The following is a 16958-nucleotide window of genomic DNA, read 5'->3' on the forward strand; positions in this document are numbered from 1 at the left end:
GGTCAGGTGGAGAGGTAGGTGAGCTGGTGGGTGGTCTCCAGGAGGTGGTGGGCCAGGGACGCGGAGGTGACGGTGGCGGCCGGGACGTTGAGGGCCGTGCCGATGGCGGCGGCGAGAGCCGTGACGGAGAGGACTCGGCTCGGGGGGACGGGCTGGGGCGGGAGGGCGGTGCCGGTGGCCCGGAGGGTTCTTGAGTAGGTGGTGCCGGTCAGGTCCAGGGCGAAGTGCTGGGCCTGGGCCGGTTGGGAGAGGGTCAGTTCGGTGAGGGAGCCGGGGAAGAGGACGAGGAGGGTCGTCGGGGTGAGGAGTGTGGTCCGGAGGGGCGTCACGGGGGCGGTGTCCGTCCGGCCCGCGATCTGGAGGGCGGGGTAGGCGGGGATGAGGTCGGAGCGGATGAGGGCGCCGGTGACGGCCGTCTCGGGGACGGGCAGGGGAAGTTCCCGGTCGCGGAGCGCGTCGGCGCGGGTGATGCGGGCGATGCTGGTGGCGCCGTCGAGCAGGTGGGCGAGCCAGCGCGGGTCAAGCTGGACGAAGCGGATGGATTCCGGCGGCAGCAGGCGGTCATCCGGGATGAGGTAGCGGGTCGGGACGCCCGTGAGCTGGGCGAGTCCGGTGAGGAAGGCGGCGGCGTCGGCGGGGAGCGCGGTGTTGATGGGCGCGAGCGGTAGGGGGTGGTCGTCAGGCTCGGACTCGCGGGCGGCGGCGAGGGTGCGGCGGTGCTGCCACGCCGCGAGGGAACGCGCGATGGTCCGGTTCTGCAACGCGAGCAGGCGGCCGAGCTGCCAGGCCGCCGCATAGGAGACGTCGAGCATGCCCGTGGACGGGTCGTGCCGCAGCAGCTCATCGGCGGTGCGCACGCCCAAGGGCGCGTCATCCGACGCCGGGCCGGTGACGAGCGGTCCGCGATACCAGGAGGCGGTGCGGCCGCCCTGGCGGAGGGTGTGCCGTACCGGCACGTGGCCCTGGGCGAGGAACGTGTCGGCGGCGGGGATGCCGCTGTCGGGCAGCCGGAAGGACGCGCCCCGGTCGACGAGGGCGGCGGCGAGCGCGGTGAACGTGTGGTCGGCGGAGACGGAGGCGAACCGCCAGCTCGCGAGCGTCACCAGCCGGACGAGCGGGCCCGCCTCCGCCGGGGGGAAGACGAACCCGGTGGCGTCGTAGCGTCCTTCGACCGAGACGAGGTGCACGGTGGTGGCCGCGCCGGGCCGGGGGAGCCGGTTGGCGACGACGACGGCCGTCTCGTCGTCGGCCTTGCGGACGTGCGCGAGCAGCGCCAGATCCGACGTGCTCGGCAGGATCGAGGCCAACAGCGTCCGGGGCACGTCGATGACGTGCACCGGGTCGCCCGCGTGCTGCCCGGCCTCCAGCGGGGTCGCGGGCAGGTCCGCGAGCGTTACGGTCCGCTGTTCCGGCCGCTCGTCGCCGTCGAAGACCAGCAGCGCGAGCCAGGGCGGCGCGGTCGCGGACGGTGCGGTGCCCGCCCGCTCCCACGGCAGCGTCGGCCGGTCGAGCACCACGTGCGGCAGCGTGTCGGAGTGTTCGCCGAGGCCGCCGTCCGGCGGGAACACCGACCGGATCATGCCCGGCGGCAGTGCGAACCGCTCGCCCGCCACGCGGAACGTCCGGGATGTCGCGAACGACACGCCGGCGCCGACCCGCGTCGACGGCGCGACGTCCGCGACGGCCTGGGTGACGCCGATGGTGTAGTCGCCGGGCGGCAGCACCGGCCGCCGGAACGCGAGGAACGTCAGGTCGTCAGCCACCCGCGAGCACCTCCGGGGCCACGAGGAAGTCGGCGGCGCTCAGGCCGTTGAGGTCGAGGTTGAGGTCGGGCAGCAGCGCGCCCGCCACCGCCGCCCGCACGGCCGCGCCCGCCGTCAGGTCCAGCGTCTGGTCGACGGCGGCGGCCCGGACGGGCTGCGGCGTCCACGTGAACGCGTGGTGCTCGACGGCGAGGTCCGTCGGCGCGAACTCCGCCACCGGCACCACCAGCGGCGCCGACTCCAGCGGCGGCGCGGGCGTCACGACGTACCCGGTGAGCAGGTTCTCCCGCGTCGCGGCGTGTCCGAGGGACGGTGTCAGCTCCTCGCCCCACAGCGCGGCGGGCAGGTTCCGGCCGACCGGCGCGCACTGGAACAGCGCCTCGGCTGGCTTGCCGCCGTCGCGGGTGAGGGTGATCGTCTGGATCGAGGTGAAGCTCCCCGGCCGGGCGCCGACTGGCGCGATCCCGAACGCCGCCCCGGTCCCGGCGAGGTCGGCGGTGCCGGAGCGGCCGCCGGTGGCGGGCATCGCCGAGTCGACGACGAGCTCCAGCGAGCCCGGATCGATCGTTCCCAGGTCGTTCCCGGACGCCCCCTGCGGCGCGCCGCCGCGCAGCACCACCGAGACGACCTTGTCGGCGGCGGGCAGTTGCGCGTCACGGAACCGCTTCCACGGGACGGCCTCGGCCTTCTTCCCGCCCTGCGACCCGAAGTCGACGGTGAACGAGATGATGTCGAGGTCGATGTGGGCCCGCCCGCCGAAGTCCGGCCCCCAGAACTCGACGTCGGTGCCGACGTGCGCGGTGATCGTGTGCCTGCCGAAGAAGCTGAACGTGTACGACGCGCCGACCGTCAGGTGGAGCCCCGCCTCGTAGTGGTAGGGCTGCCAGGCGATGAGGAAGTCCATGCCCGCGTCGAACCAGGCGCGGAGCGACCCGTCCTCGTAGACGGCGCTCAGCGCCGCTCCCGCCATCAGTGCGCCGGGCGTCAGCGCGTAGTAGGCCGACCCCTTCAGGGAGAGGTGGTCGGAGACCTTCCAGGCGAACCCGAGGCGCGGCACCGACGGGTAGTGGTCGGGGACGGTGAAGTGCGGGTGGTATCCGCCGACCGAGAGGACAAAGTCCCCGGTGTGGTCGTCGCCGAACCAGCTCACGAACGCGAACCCGCCCGTCAACCGGCACGAGCGCGACAGAAGATAGGAGTTCGGGGTCAGTTGGGCGAGCAGCGAGAAGTACCCGTCGTCGGGCACGAACGACGCCTTCAGCGCGAGCTGGATCTCCGCGACGGGGGTGGCCCCGGCCTGGGCCGCGTCCGGCGTCGGCACCACCAGCGTGGACAGCCCGAGGACGTCGAGTTCGAACCGGTGCCCGAACCCGGCGGTCACCAGGAGGAACGAGTCGATCATCTTGAACGACGTGAATCGCACGCCGAGAGCGAGGAAGTAGTCCCCGACCGACGGAGGCAGGCTGTCCTGCAACCGTTCGATCTCCTCGCCCAGCGTCCCCGGCACGAGGGTGCCGACCGCCTCGGCGACCAGCGGGAAGTCGGCGATCGCGGTGACGGGCGGCGCGACGAACCGCCGGTTGTACCCGAACCCGGCGGCGAGCCCCTCCACAAAGAAGAACGCGGGCCCGCCTATCGGGTAGTCGAGGAAGGCGTAGACGAACAGCGACGGCCCCTCGGGGAGTTGCGCGTACGAGCCGAGCGCCCCGATCGTCAACGCCTCGGTTCTGATCACCGCCTTGCCGCCGTAGGCCGTGACGGTCGTGCCCTGGTAGGCGAGGGTGCCCTTGAGGAAGGCCCCGCTGACCTGGACGGGCCCGCCCGTGTAGGACACGCCGAGCCCCGCCAGGTCGAACACCGGCGGCGCGGCCGGGTCGGTGAGCGACACGGACGCGCCGAGTCCGTCGCACGAGAGCGTCAGGCCGCCGGCGGTGATCGCCGCGTCCACCAGGACGGTCAGCCGTGCGCCCTGCTCGAACCCGATCCCGACCCTGTCGATCGCCACCGGCCCGAACGTGCGCTGGACCTGCCGCCAGGTGACCGTGCTGGTCGGCGGTGTCGCGGGCGCGGGCCCCGGCGGTGGCGGCCCTGCGACGGGCAGCGTCACGGGCGCCTCGAACGCCCCGAGCTTCAGGTGTCCGGCGAAGGAGAGGCCCGCAGGCAGGTCTTCGACGGGTAGCGCCGGGATCGGCAGGGTGTTCAGCGCGGTGACCTCGGCCTCGGTGAGCGCGCCGGTAAGCGCGATCACCCGGAGCGGGTCGAAGCCCGTCGTCCCGAGGTCGAGGTGCGCCCCGACGACGGGCAAATGCGACAGGTCGAGCGTCGCGTCGAGGTCGATGACGAACACGTGCGTTGTGCCGTCCGAGGCGACGAACGCGTCCTCGACGTCGACGCGCAGCCCGGACGGCACGTAGGCCGCGACCGAAGGCACGACCGCGCCGACGATCTCCTTCACCTCGGGCGCGGGGCCCGCCGCGTGGGTGTAGACGGCGGCCCAGCGCGAGCCGGTGGTGTCGTCCTCGAACCGCAGCTCAAAGACGGCTTCGAAGCCCCCGGCCGTCGCCGTCAGCACCGCCCCGTAGCTCGGGCCCGCGCTGTCGTAGGAGAGAGCGAGATCCAGCTCGGCGGTGTCGACGGGGAACGACGCGGCACCGCCGATCGTCATGCGGCCCGTGCCCGAGGTGTAGGCGACCGCGAGGTCGTGCAGTAGGAGCCCGGCGAGCGGCGCGGGCACCGGGACCGTGCCGAACATCCCGGCCAGCTCGGTCAGGAACGTGCCGACGGGGATGACCGCGTCGGGCTGGCTGCCGCCTTCGAACGTCCAGCCGGACGTGTTGTGCGCGGCGGTCAGGTGGAGTCCGACCTCGTCGAGGCTGAACCCGGTGTGTACCAGGAGGGACGTCTCGGTCAGCTCGATGTCGAGCCCGGTGAGCACAACACCGGAGGTGACCTCCCAGTCTCCGGACACCTCAAGCGCGCCGCTGTAGGTGGTGGGTCTGCCGTCGCCGGGGCGTCGGAGCGTGAAGTCGAACCTGTCGACCTCCAGGTCGGGCACCTCCGGGTGGCCGTCGCCGAGGAAGTGCCGGACGGTCTCGGGCAGCCGGAGCGGCGGGTCACCGGCGCGCAGGCCGCCGCCGATCCAGGGCGAGCCGAAGCCCGCGCCGAGTTCCAGCACACCCTCGTCGCCGATCGGGAACAGCCCGGAGACGGTGCCGCTGACCTGCGGCGACCCGCTCAGCGGCTGGTCCACCCGGAAGGTGAGATCGACCGCTTCGAGGGTGAGTAGGCCGGGCACGACCTCCCACTGAACGTCGGTCTCGACGGTCACCGACACAAAGTCCACGGTCGGCACGGACGGCCGGACCAGCGCCCGCACGTCGGTGAGTTTCACGGTGCCGCCGACGTCGATCCCGAACGGCTTCGGGAACGCGGCGCCGCCGACGAACCGCGCGACGTCGTCCAGGCCGAGCGCGCCGAGCCCGGCGAAGTTCCCCCAGAACAGCGTGTCGGCGGACGGCCCGAGTTCGGCCCCGAAGTCCACCCGCCGCTCGACCCCGCCGACCGTGATCGGCACGCCCCCGAGCAGCGTGATAGTGCTGCGCGGCCGCAGATCCTGGAACAGCTCGGCATAGACCGGCTCACAGCGGAGCTGGTAGCCCACCTCGCTGAGGGTGAACAGCCCGAGGTCGAGCGTGATCCCCGAAGGCCCGTCGAGCACCAGAGCGGGCACCCGGGTGCCGTCCCGTCCGGCGACCACCTCAAGCTGCCCGGTGACGTCGCCGTGCCCGTCGGCGACCAGCAGGTCGAGCAGCACCGTCCCGGTCGAGGCGAGCCGCCCCGAGAACGTGAGATCCGGGCCGAGCCGCAGTTCCGCGCGCTGGAAACGCACGTCGGCGAAGAGCGATCCGGTGAGCACGGGGAAGGCCGTCGCGAACGTCCAGCCGTCCGGGCCGACGGCCTCGGCGGTGACGGTGACGCCGCCGCCGTCCGGCGTGAACCGCGCCGTGACGGCCATCCCGGTGAACGGCCCGGACGCGCCCGTGCCCGTCACCGTCAACGCCGCCGCGCCCTCGTCGCGCGCGGTGACGGGGTCGAGCACGAGCCTGCCGCCGGGGAACGTCCCGGCGACGAGGTCCACGACGCCCGGCAGCGCCGTCAGGTCCAGGTCGAGGCGCGGGCCCGCCGGGACGGCCCGCCGCACCTCCTCGGGGGTCACGGCTCGAACTCGCGGAGGATCGTGCCGTGGGAGCCGGTCGTGTAGATCGGCATCGTGACGGTGTCCCAGTTGTTCTTCTTGCCGTGCCAGGAGCGGATCCGGTTGCCGGGGACGGCCGTCGCGAGCCCCTGCGCGGCCATGATCCCCTGGTAGCGGGCGATCACCGGCCAGGACGGCAGGTGGTGTTTCGCCACGTACTGCGGGGCGCTGCCGACGGCCTCCCGGACCCGGAGGTTCTGCACGAAGTCCGGGGCCGAGGAGGTCCGGTCGCTGGCGTGGTGGCCGATCGTCGTCAGGTCGACGTCCTGGAGCCGGGCCCGGAAGCGGTTGAGCAGGAACCGTTCGGTGGCCCTGGTCGCGTCGCCGCAGAACAGGAGCTTCTTGCCGCGCGCCTCCACGAGGGTGACGACCGAGCCCCGGTTGGTCGGGTTGCTGTGGTCGGGCACGTACACGTGGTCGACGCCCGCCGCCAGGATCGAGATCCGGCAGTTCGGCTCGGCGACGACGGTGATGCCGCCGTCGGGGTCCAGCACGTCCATCGCGAACGGCGGGCCCGCCACCACCGGGACGCCGCCCAGCGTGGTCTCGCCCGGCCCGCCCGTGCCCGCCGGGTCGTCGTTGTGCACGACCTCCCTGATGTCGGTTACGGCGGCGACCGCGCCCTTCAGGAAGTCGTTCGCGCCGTTGGTGCTGTAGTCGTCGAAGTTCCGCGAGTGGTAGATCCGGCCGATCGTGGTGCCCGGCCGGAGCACGGCGGGGAAACGCTCGTAGTGGTCGGCGTCCGGGTGGGTGATGATCACGACGTCGATGTGGTTGGTCGCGCCGATGAACAGGTCGTCGTACAGGACGGCTTGGGCGCGCGCGGCGACCGTCGCGTAGTTGTCCCCGGCGTCGAACTCCGGCGACGTGCCGCAGTCGATCATGACGACCCGGCCGCCGGGCGTGGCGAGCACGGCGCAGTCACCCTGGCCGATCGCCACGTAGGCGACCCTGAGCACGCCGTCGCCGCGCCGCGCGGCGGGCGGAGGCGGCGGAGGCGGCGGTGGGCCGCCGCCCCCGACCAGGCTCGCGGCCGCCGTCGCCGCGAGCCTGATCCGCTTGAAGTCGGGCATCACGGGCGGCACGGTGTAGGGCTTCTTGCGCTTCGGCGGCATGCTCGCCTCTCAGCTCGGGTACGTGATGCGCCAGCGGCCCTGGTCGACGCGCCCCTTGCGGCGCCACGTCCACACGTACCGGCGGTCGTTGTCGTAGGGGTTGTAGTCGGCGGCGTAGGCGTACTCGCCCTGCTTGACGTTGAACAGGTCGAACTCCAGGCTGCCCGCGGCGAGCTTCTTGAGGATGCGCAGCTCGGCGGCCCCGATGGTGACGTCGCCGATCCGGAAGCCGGTGGAGGCCACGAACGTCTGCCCGAAGACGTCCACGAAGGAGTCGTTCGGGACCGTGCCCCACTTGAACGCGATGCCCTCGGGCCGTCCCTCGATCCGGTTCCAGAACTTGTTCGAGTGGTGGAAGCGGATGTTCGGATAGGTGACGGTGCTGCCGTTGGTGGCGTCCTGGTACAGCTCCAGGTACAGGATCTGGCCGCCGCCCCCGTGGCCGGAGTCGCGGCGGAGCTGGAGGTGCGCGCTCGGGTGCGTCACGGTGACCTTGCCGCCGAGCGGGCCCGACGTGCCGATCGCGACCTGGTCGGTGCCGAGCGGGTTGATCGCCAGCGGCTTGCCGCCGCCGGACTGGATCCAGGAGTAGTCCTGGTGGTGGCCGATCCGTAGGTGCGCCTGGTTGGTGGGGCCGACGTAGAGGGCGCCGCCGAGCGAGTTCTCGTTGGTGTTGACCACGTGCAGGCGGCCCTGCGGCGCGGCGGTGCCGATGCCGATCCGGCCGCCGAGCGCGGTCAGCGCGACACCGGTCGCCGCCTGGCCGAACAGCAGCGGCGTCCGCTCGACCGAGGCCGTCATGGTGCCGCCCGCGTAGCCGGGAATGTCGCGGTACTCGACGAGGATCGGGGCGCGGCCGGGCCTGGGCAGCCCACGGATCGCGTCGAACCTCAGCTCGACGTACTGGCCGGGGGCGAGCAGCGTGTCGCGGTCGGCGGTGACGTCCCAGGCGCGTTCGGCGTCGGTGACCTTCACCGCCGTCCAGCCCGGCGACGCGCTGAGCGTGACGCCGCCCGCCGCGCCGACCGTCGTCAACGCCCACGGCTTCTCGTTCCCGGCCGCCGCGCCGTCCGGCTCGGCGTCGAACGACACACGGAACGCCGCGCTCCGCGCCGGGAAGGAGATGCCCCTGCCGACGCCCATCACGTTGGTGAGGTGCAGGGTGAGCGCGCTGACGGTCGCGCCGTCGCTGAGCACCCGGTCGCCGCCGACGAACCGCAGGTCGATCGGCAGGTCGCGACGGCCCCGGTGGTTGACGACGTCGAGATACTGCACGCGGGTGCCGGCGAGCGGCCGGGTCTGGCCGACGTACCGGACCGCCCCGTACTCCAGCTCGACCTGGGTGCCGTGGGTGCCGCCGGTGCCGTCGGCGTTCAGCCCGGCGACGTCCACCGAGACCGTGCCGCCGGGCGGGATCGGCTTCAGGTTGTCCCGCCACCGCAGGTACAGGGCGGTGCCGTCGGGTTCGGCGGCCAGGTCCCAGTCCGGCGAGGCCGATTTTGGCACGACGCCGGGCGCGAGGGTGCCCCGGCGCAGCCGCAGCGCGAGATGGAACGTGCTCGCCGAGACCCCCGCCAGCGGGACGGCCTCCACGTCGGCCCGCGAGCTGTTGCTTACCTCCAGCGTCATCACCTGGTCGGCGGTGTCGGCGATGAACAGCACCGGCTGGCCGTCGTTGTTGACGAAGTCGAAGTCCAGCGGGTGCGAGCGGACGAACAGCTCCAGCGGCGGCTCGTCGTCGGCCATGTCCCGGCGGATCTCGGCCGCCGACAGGGCCCGCGCGTAGACCCGGAACCGGGCCATCAGGCCGGGGAAGGGGGCGCTTCCGTTGCCGCAGGCGAGCCAGAGTTCCTCGCGGTCGGCCGTCCGGGTGCCGAGCGAGGGGACGGCGGCGCGCTCCTCGCCGTCCACCAAGATCCGGGCGGCGGCGCCGTCGTGGGTGATCGCGACATGCCGCCAGACGCCGGGGCCGATCTCGCCGGGCGCGGTGCTGTGGCTCTCCAGGCCCTGGCTGGAGGCGAACAGGTGCTCCAACGTTCCGTCGTCGGTCAGGCGGAGCCGGAGGTTCGGCGAGGACTTGCCGAACACCGCGACCGTGCGCGGGTCCGCGCCCGGCGTCCAGGAGATCCAGGCCGACAGGGTGTAAGCCGACAGCTCCAGGGCGGGCGGGCCCGCCGGGACGGCGACGTACTGGTCCCGGCCGTCAAAGCGCAGGCAGGCGAACTTCGGGTCGGTGACCGGGACCGGGACGCCCCTGACCTGGCCGTTCAGGTTCCGGGGGCCGCTGTCGAGGACCGTGCTCTGCGGGGCGAGCGCGGTCAGCGGCCAGTGCAGGACAAGATCGTCGCTCATCCGTTGCGCTCCTCGGCGATCGAGACCGGGCCGAGCTGACTGTGCGCCTGCTGTTGGATCGTGCCTATCAGCTCGAACACCTGGGCGTAGGGGAGGCCGCCGAGGGCGTCCAGGATCTGGTTGACCTCGGGGAGGGACAGCGACAGGGTGATCTTCTGCATCGGGGGTCCTCAGTGTTCGGGGTCCGGAACCAACGTCAGCCAGCCCTCGCGGGCGGTGGGGCGCACGGGCGGGCCCGGGTCGTCGTGCACGGGGTCGAGCGGCCGGTCCGACCAGGCGCCGTCGGGGGCCTGCTCCCGCCACGTCCACCGGTGCCCGGCGATCGACGGGACGGGCAGCGCGAGCGCGTCGCCGTCGGTGAGGACGGGCGCGGCGAACCGGGGCACCCGCAGCCGGTCGAGCGCCGCCCGGTACTGCGCGGCGGGCAGGCTCACCGCCTGCGCGGGCAGCACCCCGGACACGACGTGCACGGGCGCGCGCGGATCGACGAGCATCAGCAACGTCAGCGGGTCGCCGGACGGGCTGACCTCCAGCGGCGGCGCGCCCGTCACCGGGATGAAGCCGCCTTCCGCGTCCGGCCAGTAGCCGACGAGGCCGTCACCCAGCCGGTCGGCGGCGCCGACCCGGACGGGGAAGACGACCTCGGGGTAGCCGTCGTGCTCGCGGGTGCCGTGCCGCAGATCCTGCCGGAACACGTTCCAGTCCTGGTGGCAGGCGGGCGGACCCATCAGCTGCAGGTCGAGTTCGGCGCGGACGACGGCCAGCGGCCGGATCGTGAACAGGTCGGCGCTCTGGTCCTCGGGCTCGATGCCCGACGTGAGCGCGTCCAACGCCGTCACGAACTCCGCGAACGGGTCGGGGCCGAGCGCCCGGATCCGCCCGACGAGCGCCCGAAGATGCGCGTTCACGATCTGCTCTGGCACCGAGATAGGCCCACCGGGCGCGGCCCTCCAACGAGCCAGCAATGCGTCGGCTGGGTCGGGTTCGGCGGAGATGAGGCCGAGGTGGACGCCGTCGTCGCTGTAGACGTCGAGGCCGTCGTTGAGGTCGTCCGGGACGAGCCAGCCGCAGACAGGTGAGGTGACCGGGACGTCGTTCATCTCGCGCAGGTCGTGATCGGAGTCGAGCCAGCGGAACGCCAGCCTGGCGGGCTGGGCCAGGCGCGGCGGCATCGCCACCCAGCCGGGACGGCCCGGCACCCGCAGGCGGCTCGCGGCACGCGCGGTGGAGACGTCGACGTCGTGGGCGAGGCCGAACGTGTCGACGATCCGCAGCCGCGACAGGCGCGTCACCCCCGCGCGGATCGGGTTGAACGCCGAGATCGGCTCGGGCGCGTGCCGCGAGTCGTCGCCGACGGCGGCCGCGACCCGCGCCGCGAACGCCTGATAGGCGGGGAAACCGAGCGGATCATCGATCGGGAGCTGCCGGGTGGTCCTGCGCATCAGAAGCGCGTCGTTGAAACCCGCGAGGACCTGGGCGAGGTTGCCCTCCTCGTGCGCGGCCAGATGCCGGTAGACCGCGACGAGCGTGCGCGCGCGCTGGTCGTCGCCGTGCTGCTCGTACCAGGTGAGGACGGGCTCGGGGTCCCGCTGGAACGCGGCGGGCGAGACCGTCCGCCCGGTGGCATTGCCGTAGGGCGCGGTGATCGTCCCGGCGAGGTAGCGCAGCACCCGCGAGGCCATCAGCGGCTTGGCGGCGTGCGACAGCACCGTCCGGCCGGAGTAGACGCTCGGGGAACGGACCGGGGCCGCGAACGCCGGACGGGCGCGCAGATCCGACGCGGCCGGGGGCAGGTCGTAGGCGGTCGTGACGTAGTCGGGCTTGAAGACCGTGCCGGACGGGTCGCGGTTGTCGCCGCCGCCCGTCGCCAGGTACTCGACCTCCCACTCCAGCAGGACCGGGTTCCACGGGTTGTGCGCCCAGACCTCGGGCGCGACGCCGAGTCCGGGCAGGTCGCGGCGCAGGGCGACGGGGTCGCGGGGGCCGGATGTGGCCAGGACCCGGCAGTCGAGCAGCCCGTCCCTGCCGTGCCGGTCCGAGGGGGTGGCGACGCCGCCGGTGAGCAGCACGACGGGTTCGGCGGGCAGGTGGAACCGGGGCGCGGGCACCGTGTCCAGTACAAACGCCGCACCGGCCGGGGCCGCCCGGTCGGCGTTGAACGCGGCCAGCGCGGCGGTCAGGGCGGACCTGGCGGCGGCGAGCGTCGCGGCCGCCTCGGCGGCGTCCCCGGTGCGGTCGGCGAGGCGGTCCATCGACCACTCCAGGTAGGAGCGGACCTCGTCGGGGTCCGGGTAGTTCTCGTGCGCGCCGCCCGCCGGGTGGGCGCAGACCTGGTAGCGGCACCAGTCGGCGAAGAGCTGCTCACGGTGCCCGACCAGCTCGGCCTCCACACGGTCCACCGCCTCCTGCGCGGTGTTGAGGGTGTTGAGCAGGTCGCCGAGCGGACGGGTCAGGACGAGGTCCTCGCGGAGCTGCCGGGTGGCCGGGTCGGGGTCGGGCTCGTCCTCGCGGCGGACCGTCCACAGCTGCCCGGACGGGAGCGGCCGGAACCCGTCGGCGTGGCGGCGCTCGTCCAGGCCGACCCCGACGTCCAGCGGCTTGGCCTCCAACTCGTCGGCGAACGACAGCGCTTCGAGCAGGTTCTCAACGGCGTCGGCCGCGTCGGTGTTGGTGCTGGTGCTGGTGTCGGTGCTGGCGCCGCCGAGTTCCGTGCCGAGTTCCGCGCCGAGATGGGCGGCGAGCGCCTCGGTCGCGGACGTCCCGACGTACACGCCGCCTTCGCCGTCGGAGAGCAGCGGGTTCACGGTGCGCCCGTCGGGCCGCCAGACCAGCGCGGCGTGACAGACCGTCGACTCCGGCCGCGCCGAACCCTCCGGCACGTTCCAGGCGAAGTCCTTCACCAGCGCCTCGCGCCACTGCTCGCCGGTCGTCAGCTCCGCGAGAGGATCCTGGGCGGCGTTGGAGTACCACCCGGCGACCTCGTAGACGGTGTCCGGGAGCGGCTGCGCGGTGGCGAACTCGGCGTCGTGGAACCCGAAGAGGCTGTGGCATCCGGGGTAGAACGCCGCGAACGTCGCCTCCCCGTGCCCGACCGCCGTCACCTCGTCCAGCCGGTCGCCCGGCAGCCCCTCCCGCCACTCCGCCAGCGGCACCGCCCGCCCGACCCGCCGGAACGGCACCCCGCCCGGCAGCGGAAACGCGATCCCCGTCGCCGTCGCGCTCCCCACCGGCGCCGCGTAGTCGCTCTCCACGACCCAGGCCCCCTCGACGGCCCCACCGCGCCGCCGCGTCACCAGCCACCGGTTCGGCACCGCCGGAACCCGCGTCCCCCCGCCCGTCTGCACCAGCCGCGTCAACGTGTCCGGCAGCGACCAGTGCAGATGCACCCCCGCCCGCAACGTGAAGTCCTGGTCCTGGAACGCCACCGGCAACACCACGTCACTCAGATACGGCACCCCCGCCCCCACATCCCGCCCCGACCCCGGATCCACATACGGCAACCGCCCAAAATCCCCTGCCCCCACCACATCAACATCCTCACCCACCCAAACCGCATCCACCCGCACCGGCACCACCAGCACCTCACCCATCCGACACCCCTCACCCGTTCTCCCCGAGACGCATCGTACGTTTCGCTTTAAGGCGACAACCACCAATACCTCCCCCTCCCCAGAAACAAACCCCACCACCCCCGACCGGAACCCACCCCACCCGACCTGCAAAAAAACCCAACCCCAACCACCCCCGCCAACAAATCCCACATTTAGCACCCAATGTCCCATTCAACCACCCCCAACCAGCCCCGATACCCCTCCAAATCCCCCGACCCCCCACCCATTTCGGCCCACCCCCAACCGCCCCCATCAGGAGAACGCACGGGAGCACACGAACACACTCGAACCTCTCGCCCTCACACCAGAGCAAGGTCCCGCTCAAGGAACACCAGCACCGGTCTCCCGTCATGGGTCAACGCGGGCACTTCGGAGCACGGCCCGCAGCGCGGCTCGTCGTCGGGGTGCGGATGCGTACACCACGCCGGGCACCCCGCCCGCGCGGCAGCAGCCTGGCCAGGCGGTTCCGGAGTCGTAGCGGTCGACAAGATTCGAGTCCTTTCGATGTCGGGATACCGCCGCGCCGGGGACGGCTCGGCGGAAACGTCAGGAGACAGCGGAACGGCGACGCCACGGCGCAAGCCAGGAACCACCCCGCCCCCGCTCATACGACGCCGGAGCGATGCGAGCGCCCACCCTGGACGGCGACGCGGTCACCCCGGCACGCGGCGCGGCACCGCACGGCATGGCCGCCCCGGAGCGGGGCGCGGAACCGAGCGGACGCGGAACCGCCGACCAGGACGGCACACCCCCACAACCCGCGACGGCCCGCCCAACCCCGCCACACGCGGAGGCTCGGACGGCAGGGCCCGGCGGGACACCAGCTGAGACGGCACGACAAGCGCGCTGAGAAGCACGTCCAACGCGCCCAGCGTCCCAGCCTCGACCAACCGCCCACCCACGACCGCCCAGTAATGGCGCGTCGCCTCCCCGAACCACACCATCACCCCGTACCGGGCCCGCAACCCCAACAAGGTGAGCCCCCCACCACCCGCCCGAAAGGCCGGAATCATCCCCTGATGGCCACTAACATGAGCCACGGATCAGACCTCCAGAGTCTGGTCAAGGCCCCGTTCCGGTGCTCCAACACCGCGCGGGGCCGCTTCGTGTTCCCACGATCACGGCCCCGCGAGCACCTAGTGTTCCAACCTGGAACACTCACCGATCACGCGTCGCCGATCACAGCCCCATCCGCCGCTGAAGCCCCCGCAACGGCTCCGGAAGGGTCCGGCGCACATCTCCTAGATGAGCCGCCACCGTACGCGCGGACGGATGGAATCTCGTCATCTGAGGCGCGATCCGCTCCGCACTCAACACCCGCGACATGGCACGGTCGTCATCGCCGGTCTCCACATGAACCCGCGCCATGTCGATCTGATGATGTGCTCTCCGCTCCGGGATGAGACCACCCAGAATGTCAGGGCCGATCTGCCGGTCACGCCTTGCCGCCTCATCCAGGTCACCGAGTTCCAGCGCCACCGCCGCCCCATGGATTGTGACGTTCTCCGCCATGAACTGGACCGAATGAACAGGCTTCGCAAGCCTGCCGGACTCGATCACTTCTGAGGCGAGACCGAAGTAGTCCCACGCCAGCGACGCCTTCCCGGCACGCGCCGCCACAACCGCAGCGCGTAGCGAGAGATACCCGAAGACCTCGCCCGCATCGCTGAGTTCGTCATTCACGCTGCGCCTCGCCCAGTCCAGCAGGGTCAGCGCCGGTGCGTACTCGTTCATCGACATGAGGATCAACGCACGCGGCGCGGGGATCATCAACGGAAGATGCGGGTTTCCCGAACGGCGTGCGGAGTCCTCAAAACGTTCCATCCATGCGAGCGAATCGCCCACGTACCCCAGGCGGCGGGTGAGACCGGTAGCCAGGTGATGAGCCCGGTAGAGGGCCGCCCATGCACGCGGAAGGTCACTGTCGTAGGCATGGAAGGTCAGTTCCTCGACAAGGGAGGGAAGCCGAGTCCCCACTCGGACGTACCGCGCGTTCTCCAGCAGATCCCGTAGTTCGGTGGCTTCCGCTTCCAGCACGGCGAGATCGCGCGGCGGTCCCTCAAGTTCCGGACCGAAGCCGACATACGCCAGCAGCCGCCTAAGCTCAGGGATCACCCGGTGGACATGATCATCCTCGCCGTCAAGGCGGAACGGTTGCCCATACAGTTCCGACGGATCGACGCCCAGCGCCGCGGCGACCGCCGCCACAAACGCCGGCGTCGCGACCTTGTGCCCCTTCTCGACCTGCGCGATGTGCGAACGCGAGTACCTCGTCCTTTGCGCAAGCCCCTGCTGCGTGAGGCCACGTCGCTTCCGCGCACGAGCTACGAGCACACCGACCGGGGTGTTACCTTCGGACACGAGTCCCGCCCTCCCACCAAGCTTCGCCCCCTCCACGGTAAGGGCGAGACCAGCGCATTCGCGGGGAATTCGGCACCCAAGACCCCATAGCCGCCCCGCCGGACGATCGGCGCGCAAGCCGCCGCGCGGGTTCAGCTCGCTGGAGGGGCCCTCCCTTGTGATCCTCCAGGCGGAATCGGTGCTCACGAGCAGCCCGAACAACGTGCCCGTCATGGGTGCCGCGACTAACCTCGACGTGGTGACGACCGACGAGATCGAAAGCTCCCGCACCGACTTCGCGCAGCTACGCGCGGACCTGGTCAGCCACATCCGAGGGCGTGGAACCTTCCGCACCGCAGCCGTCGAAAAGGCATTCAACACGGTCGAGCGCGAACTCTTCCTGGGCGGCATCGAACCGGACCAGGCGTACCGGCCGCGAGTCAACGTGACCAAGCGAGCGGTGGACGGGACGGCCCTGTCGTCGGCCTCGGACCCGAACCTCGTCGCGACCCAGCTGGAAGACCTCGACCTCCAGCCCGAGCACACCGCGTTGGAGATCGGCACGGCGACGGGCATCAACGCCGCACTGATGGCCGAGGTCGTCGGCCCCCACGGCAAGATCGTCACCATCGAGCTCGACGACGATCTCGCCGCCACCGCCCGCGAGTCCCTCACCACAGCCGGATACCCGCAGATCAAGGTGATCTGTGGTGACGGTGCGGCCGGCTCCGGACAGGACGGCCCCTTCGACCGCGTCATCATCACAGCGGGAGCATGGGACATCCCGGCCCAGCTACGCGCTCAGCTCGCGGTCGGCGGACGCATCGTCGTCCCGCTGCGCCTGCACGGTAGCGGACTGACCCGCTCCATCGCCTTCGACCTGCATCCCTCCGGCGTGCTGACCGGCAGCCATGCCCGCGTCTGCGGCTTCGTCCCCATGCGCGGTACCTCCGACAACACCCGCGAAGGGACCTCCATCCGCCTCGCCGACGAGGTCACGATCAACGTCGACGCCCAAGACACCGTCGATGAAGTGGCCCTCGCCCAGGCGCTCACCCACCCCGCCAACGAGCAGTGGACCGGCATCTTCGTCGGCGACTACGACCCCGTCGAACACCTCGACCTGTGGCTGGCCACCAACAGCGGCAACTTCGCCCGGCTCTCCGTGGGATCCACCGCCCGCAAGAGCGGCCTGATCGCCCCGGCACCGCGCTGGGCCGGTGCCGCCCTTCACGACGGAGGAACCATCGCCTACCTGGTCGTACGCCAGCACGGCCCGATCTCCGATGAGCTGGGCGTGATCGCGCACGGCCCCGACAGCGACCGACTCACCGCACACGTCATCGAACTGCTCCGCCAGTGGAACCGAACCCGCCCCGGCCAGCCGATCATCACCGCCTACCCGGCAGGCACACCTGATGGCCTGCTCGCGCCGGGAACCCGGATCGAGCGGCCCGACACACGCCTGACCATCTCGTGGTGAAGACGCACTGTTCCGCGCGGCCGAAGCTCTCAACCCGGC

Annotated in this window: 8 protein-coding genes; 1 reads left to right on the top strand and 7 read right to left on the bottom strand. The window is 72.0% G+C overall.

What is annotated here, in order from left to right; all coding sequences use genetic code 11:
- Nucleotides 1-2: 2 nt before the first annotated feature.
- The 7 genes from LO762_RS29640 to LO762_RS29670 form a co-directional block, all read right to left on the bottom strand.
- On the bottom strand, nt 3-1763 hold the full coding sequence (locus LO762_RS29640) for a hypothetical protein (RefSeq protein WP_230619438.1): 1761 nt from the start codon (nt 1761-1763) through the stop codon (nt 3-5).
- On the bottom strand, nt 1756-5979 hold the full coding sequence (locus LO762_RS29645; protein WP_230619439.1) for a DUF6603 domain-containing protein: 4224 nt from the start codon (nt 5977-5979) through the stop codon (nt 1756-1758). Before LO762_RS29645 ends, LO762_RS29640 begins: the two co-directional genes overlap by 8 nt.
- Nucleotides 5976-7133, bottom strand: a complete 1158-nt coding sequence (locus LO762_RS29650; protein WP_230619440.1) for a ComEC/Rec2 family competence protein — start codon at nt 7131-7133, stop codon at nt 5976-5978. The genes LO762_RS29645 and LO762_RS29650 overlap by 4 nt, the downstream gene beginning before the upstream one ends.
- A 9-nt stretch (nt 7134-7142) precedes the next feature.
- Nucleotides 7143-9485, bottom strand: coding sequence for a LamG domain-containing protein (locus LO762_RS29655; RefSeq protein WP_230619441.1), 2343 nt, complete (start codon nt 9483-9485; stop codon nt 7143-7145).
- Nucleotides 9482-9646: a hypothetical protein gene (locus tag LO762_RS29660; RefSeq protein WP_230619442.1), complete on the bottom strand. Its 165-nt coding sequence runs from the start codon at nt 9644-9646 to the stop codon at nt 9482-9484. The genes LO762_RS29655 and LO762_RS29660 overlap by 4 nt, the downstream gene beginning before the upstream one ends.
- A gap of 9 nt (nt 9647-9655) precedes the next feature.
- The gene (locus tag LO762_RS29665) at nt 9656-12940 is read right to left on the bottom strand and encodes a hypothetical protein (RefSeq protein ID WP_230619443.1); all 3285 of its coding nucleotides are present in this window, start codon (nt 12938-12940) and stop codon (nt 9656-9658) included.
- A gap of 1335 nt (nt 12941-14275) precedes the next feature.
- Entirely contained in the window at nt 14276-15457 is a 1182-nt protein-coding gene (locus LO762_RS29670; RefSeq protein ID WP_230619444.1) for a helix-turn-helix domain-containing protein, read from the bottom strand.
- Between the two features lie 211 nt (nt 15458-15668).
- On the opposite strand from LO762_RS29670, the gene fxlM reads away from it, so the two are divergent.
- Nucleotides 15669-16919, top strand: coding sequence for a methyltransferase, FxLD system (fxlM, locus tag LO762_RS29675; RefSeq protein ID WP_230619445.1), 1251 nt, complete (start codon nt 15669-15671; stop codon nt 16917-16919).
- Nucleotides 16920-16958: the final 39 nt, after the last annotated feature.

Origin of the sequence: Actinocorallia sp. API 0066 (assembly GCF_020991275.1) — a bacterium.
Lineage (GTDB): Bacteria > Actinomycetota > Actinomycetes > Streptosporangiales > Streptosporangiaceae > Actinocorallia.

Bases quoted from the DNA above. Each gene is read 5' to 3' on its own strand.
- fxlM (WP_230619445.1), top strand. From the start codon at position 15,669: ATGGGTGCCGCGACTAACCTCGACGTGGTGACGACCGACGAGATCGAA.
- LO762_RS29650 (WP_230619440.1), bottom strand. From the start codon at position 7,133: ATGCCGCCGAAGCGCAAGAAGCCCTACACCGTGCCGCCCGTGATGCCC.
- LO762_RS29660 (WP_230619442.1), bottom strand. From the start codon at position 9,646: ATGCAGAAGATCACCCTGTCGCTGTCCCTCCCCGAGGTCAACCAGATC.
- LO762_RS29655 (WP_230619441.1), bottom strand. From the start codon at position 9,485: ATGAGCGACGATCTTGTCCTGCACTGGCCGCTGACCGCGCTCGCCCCG.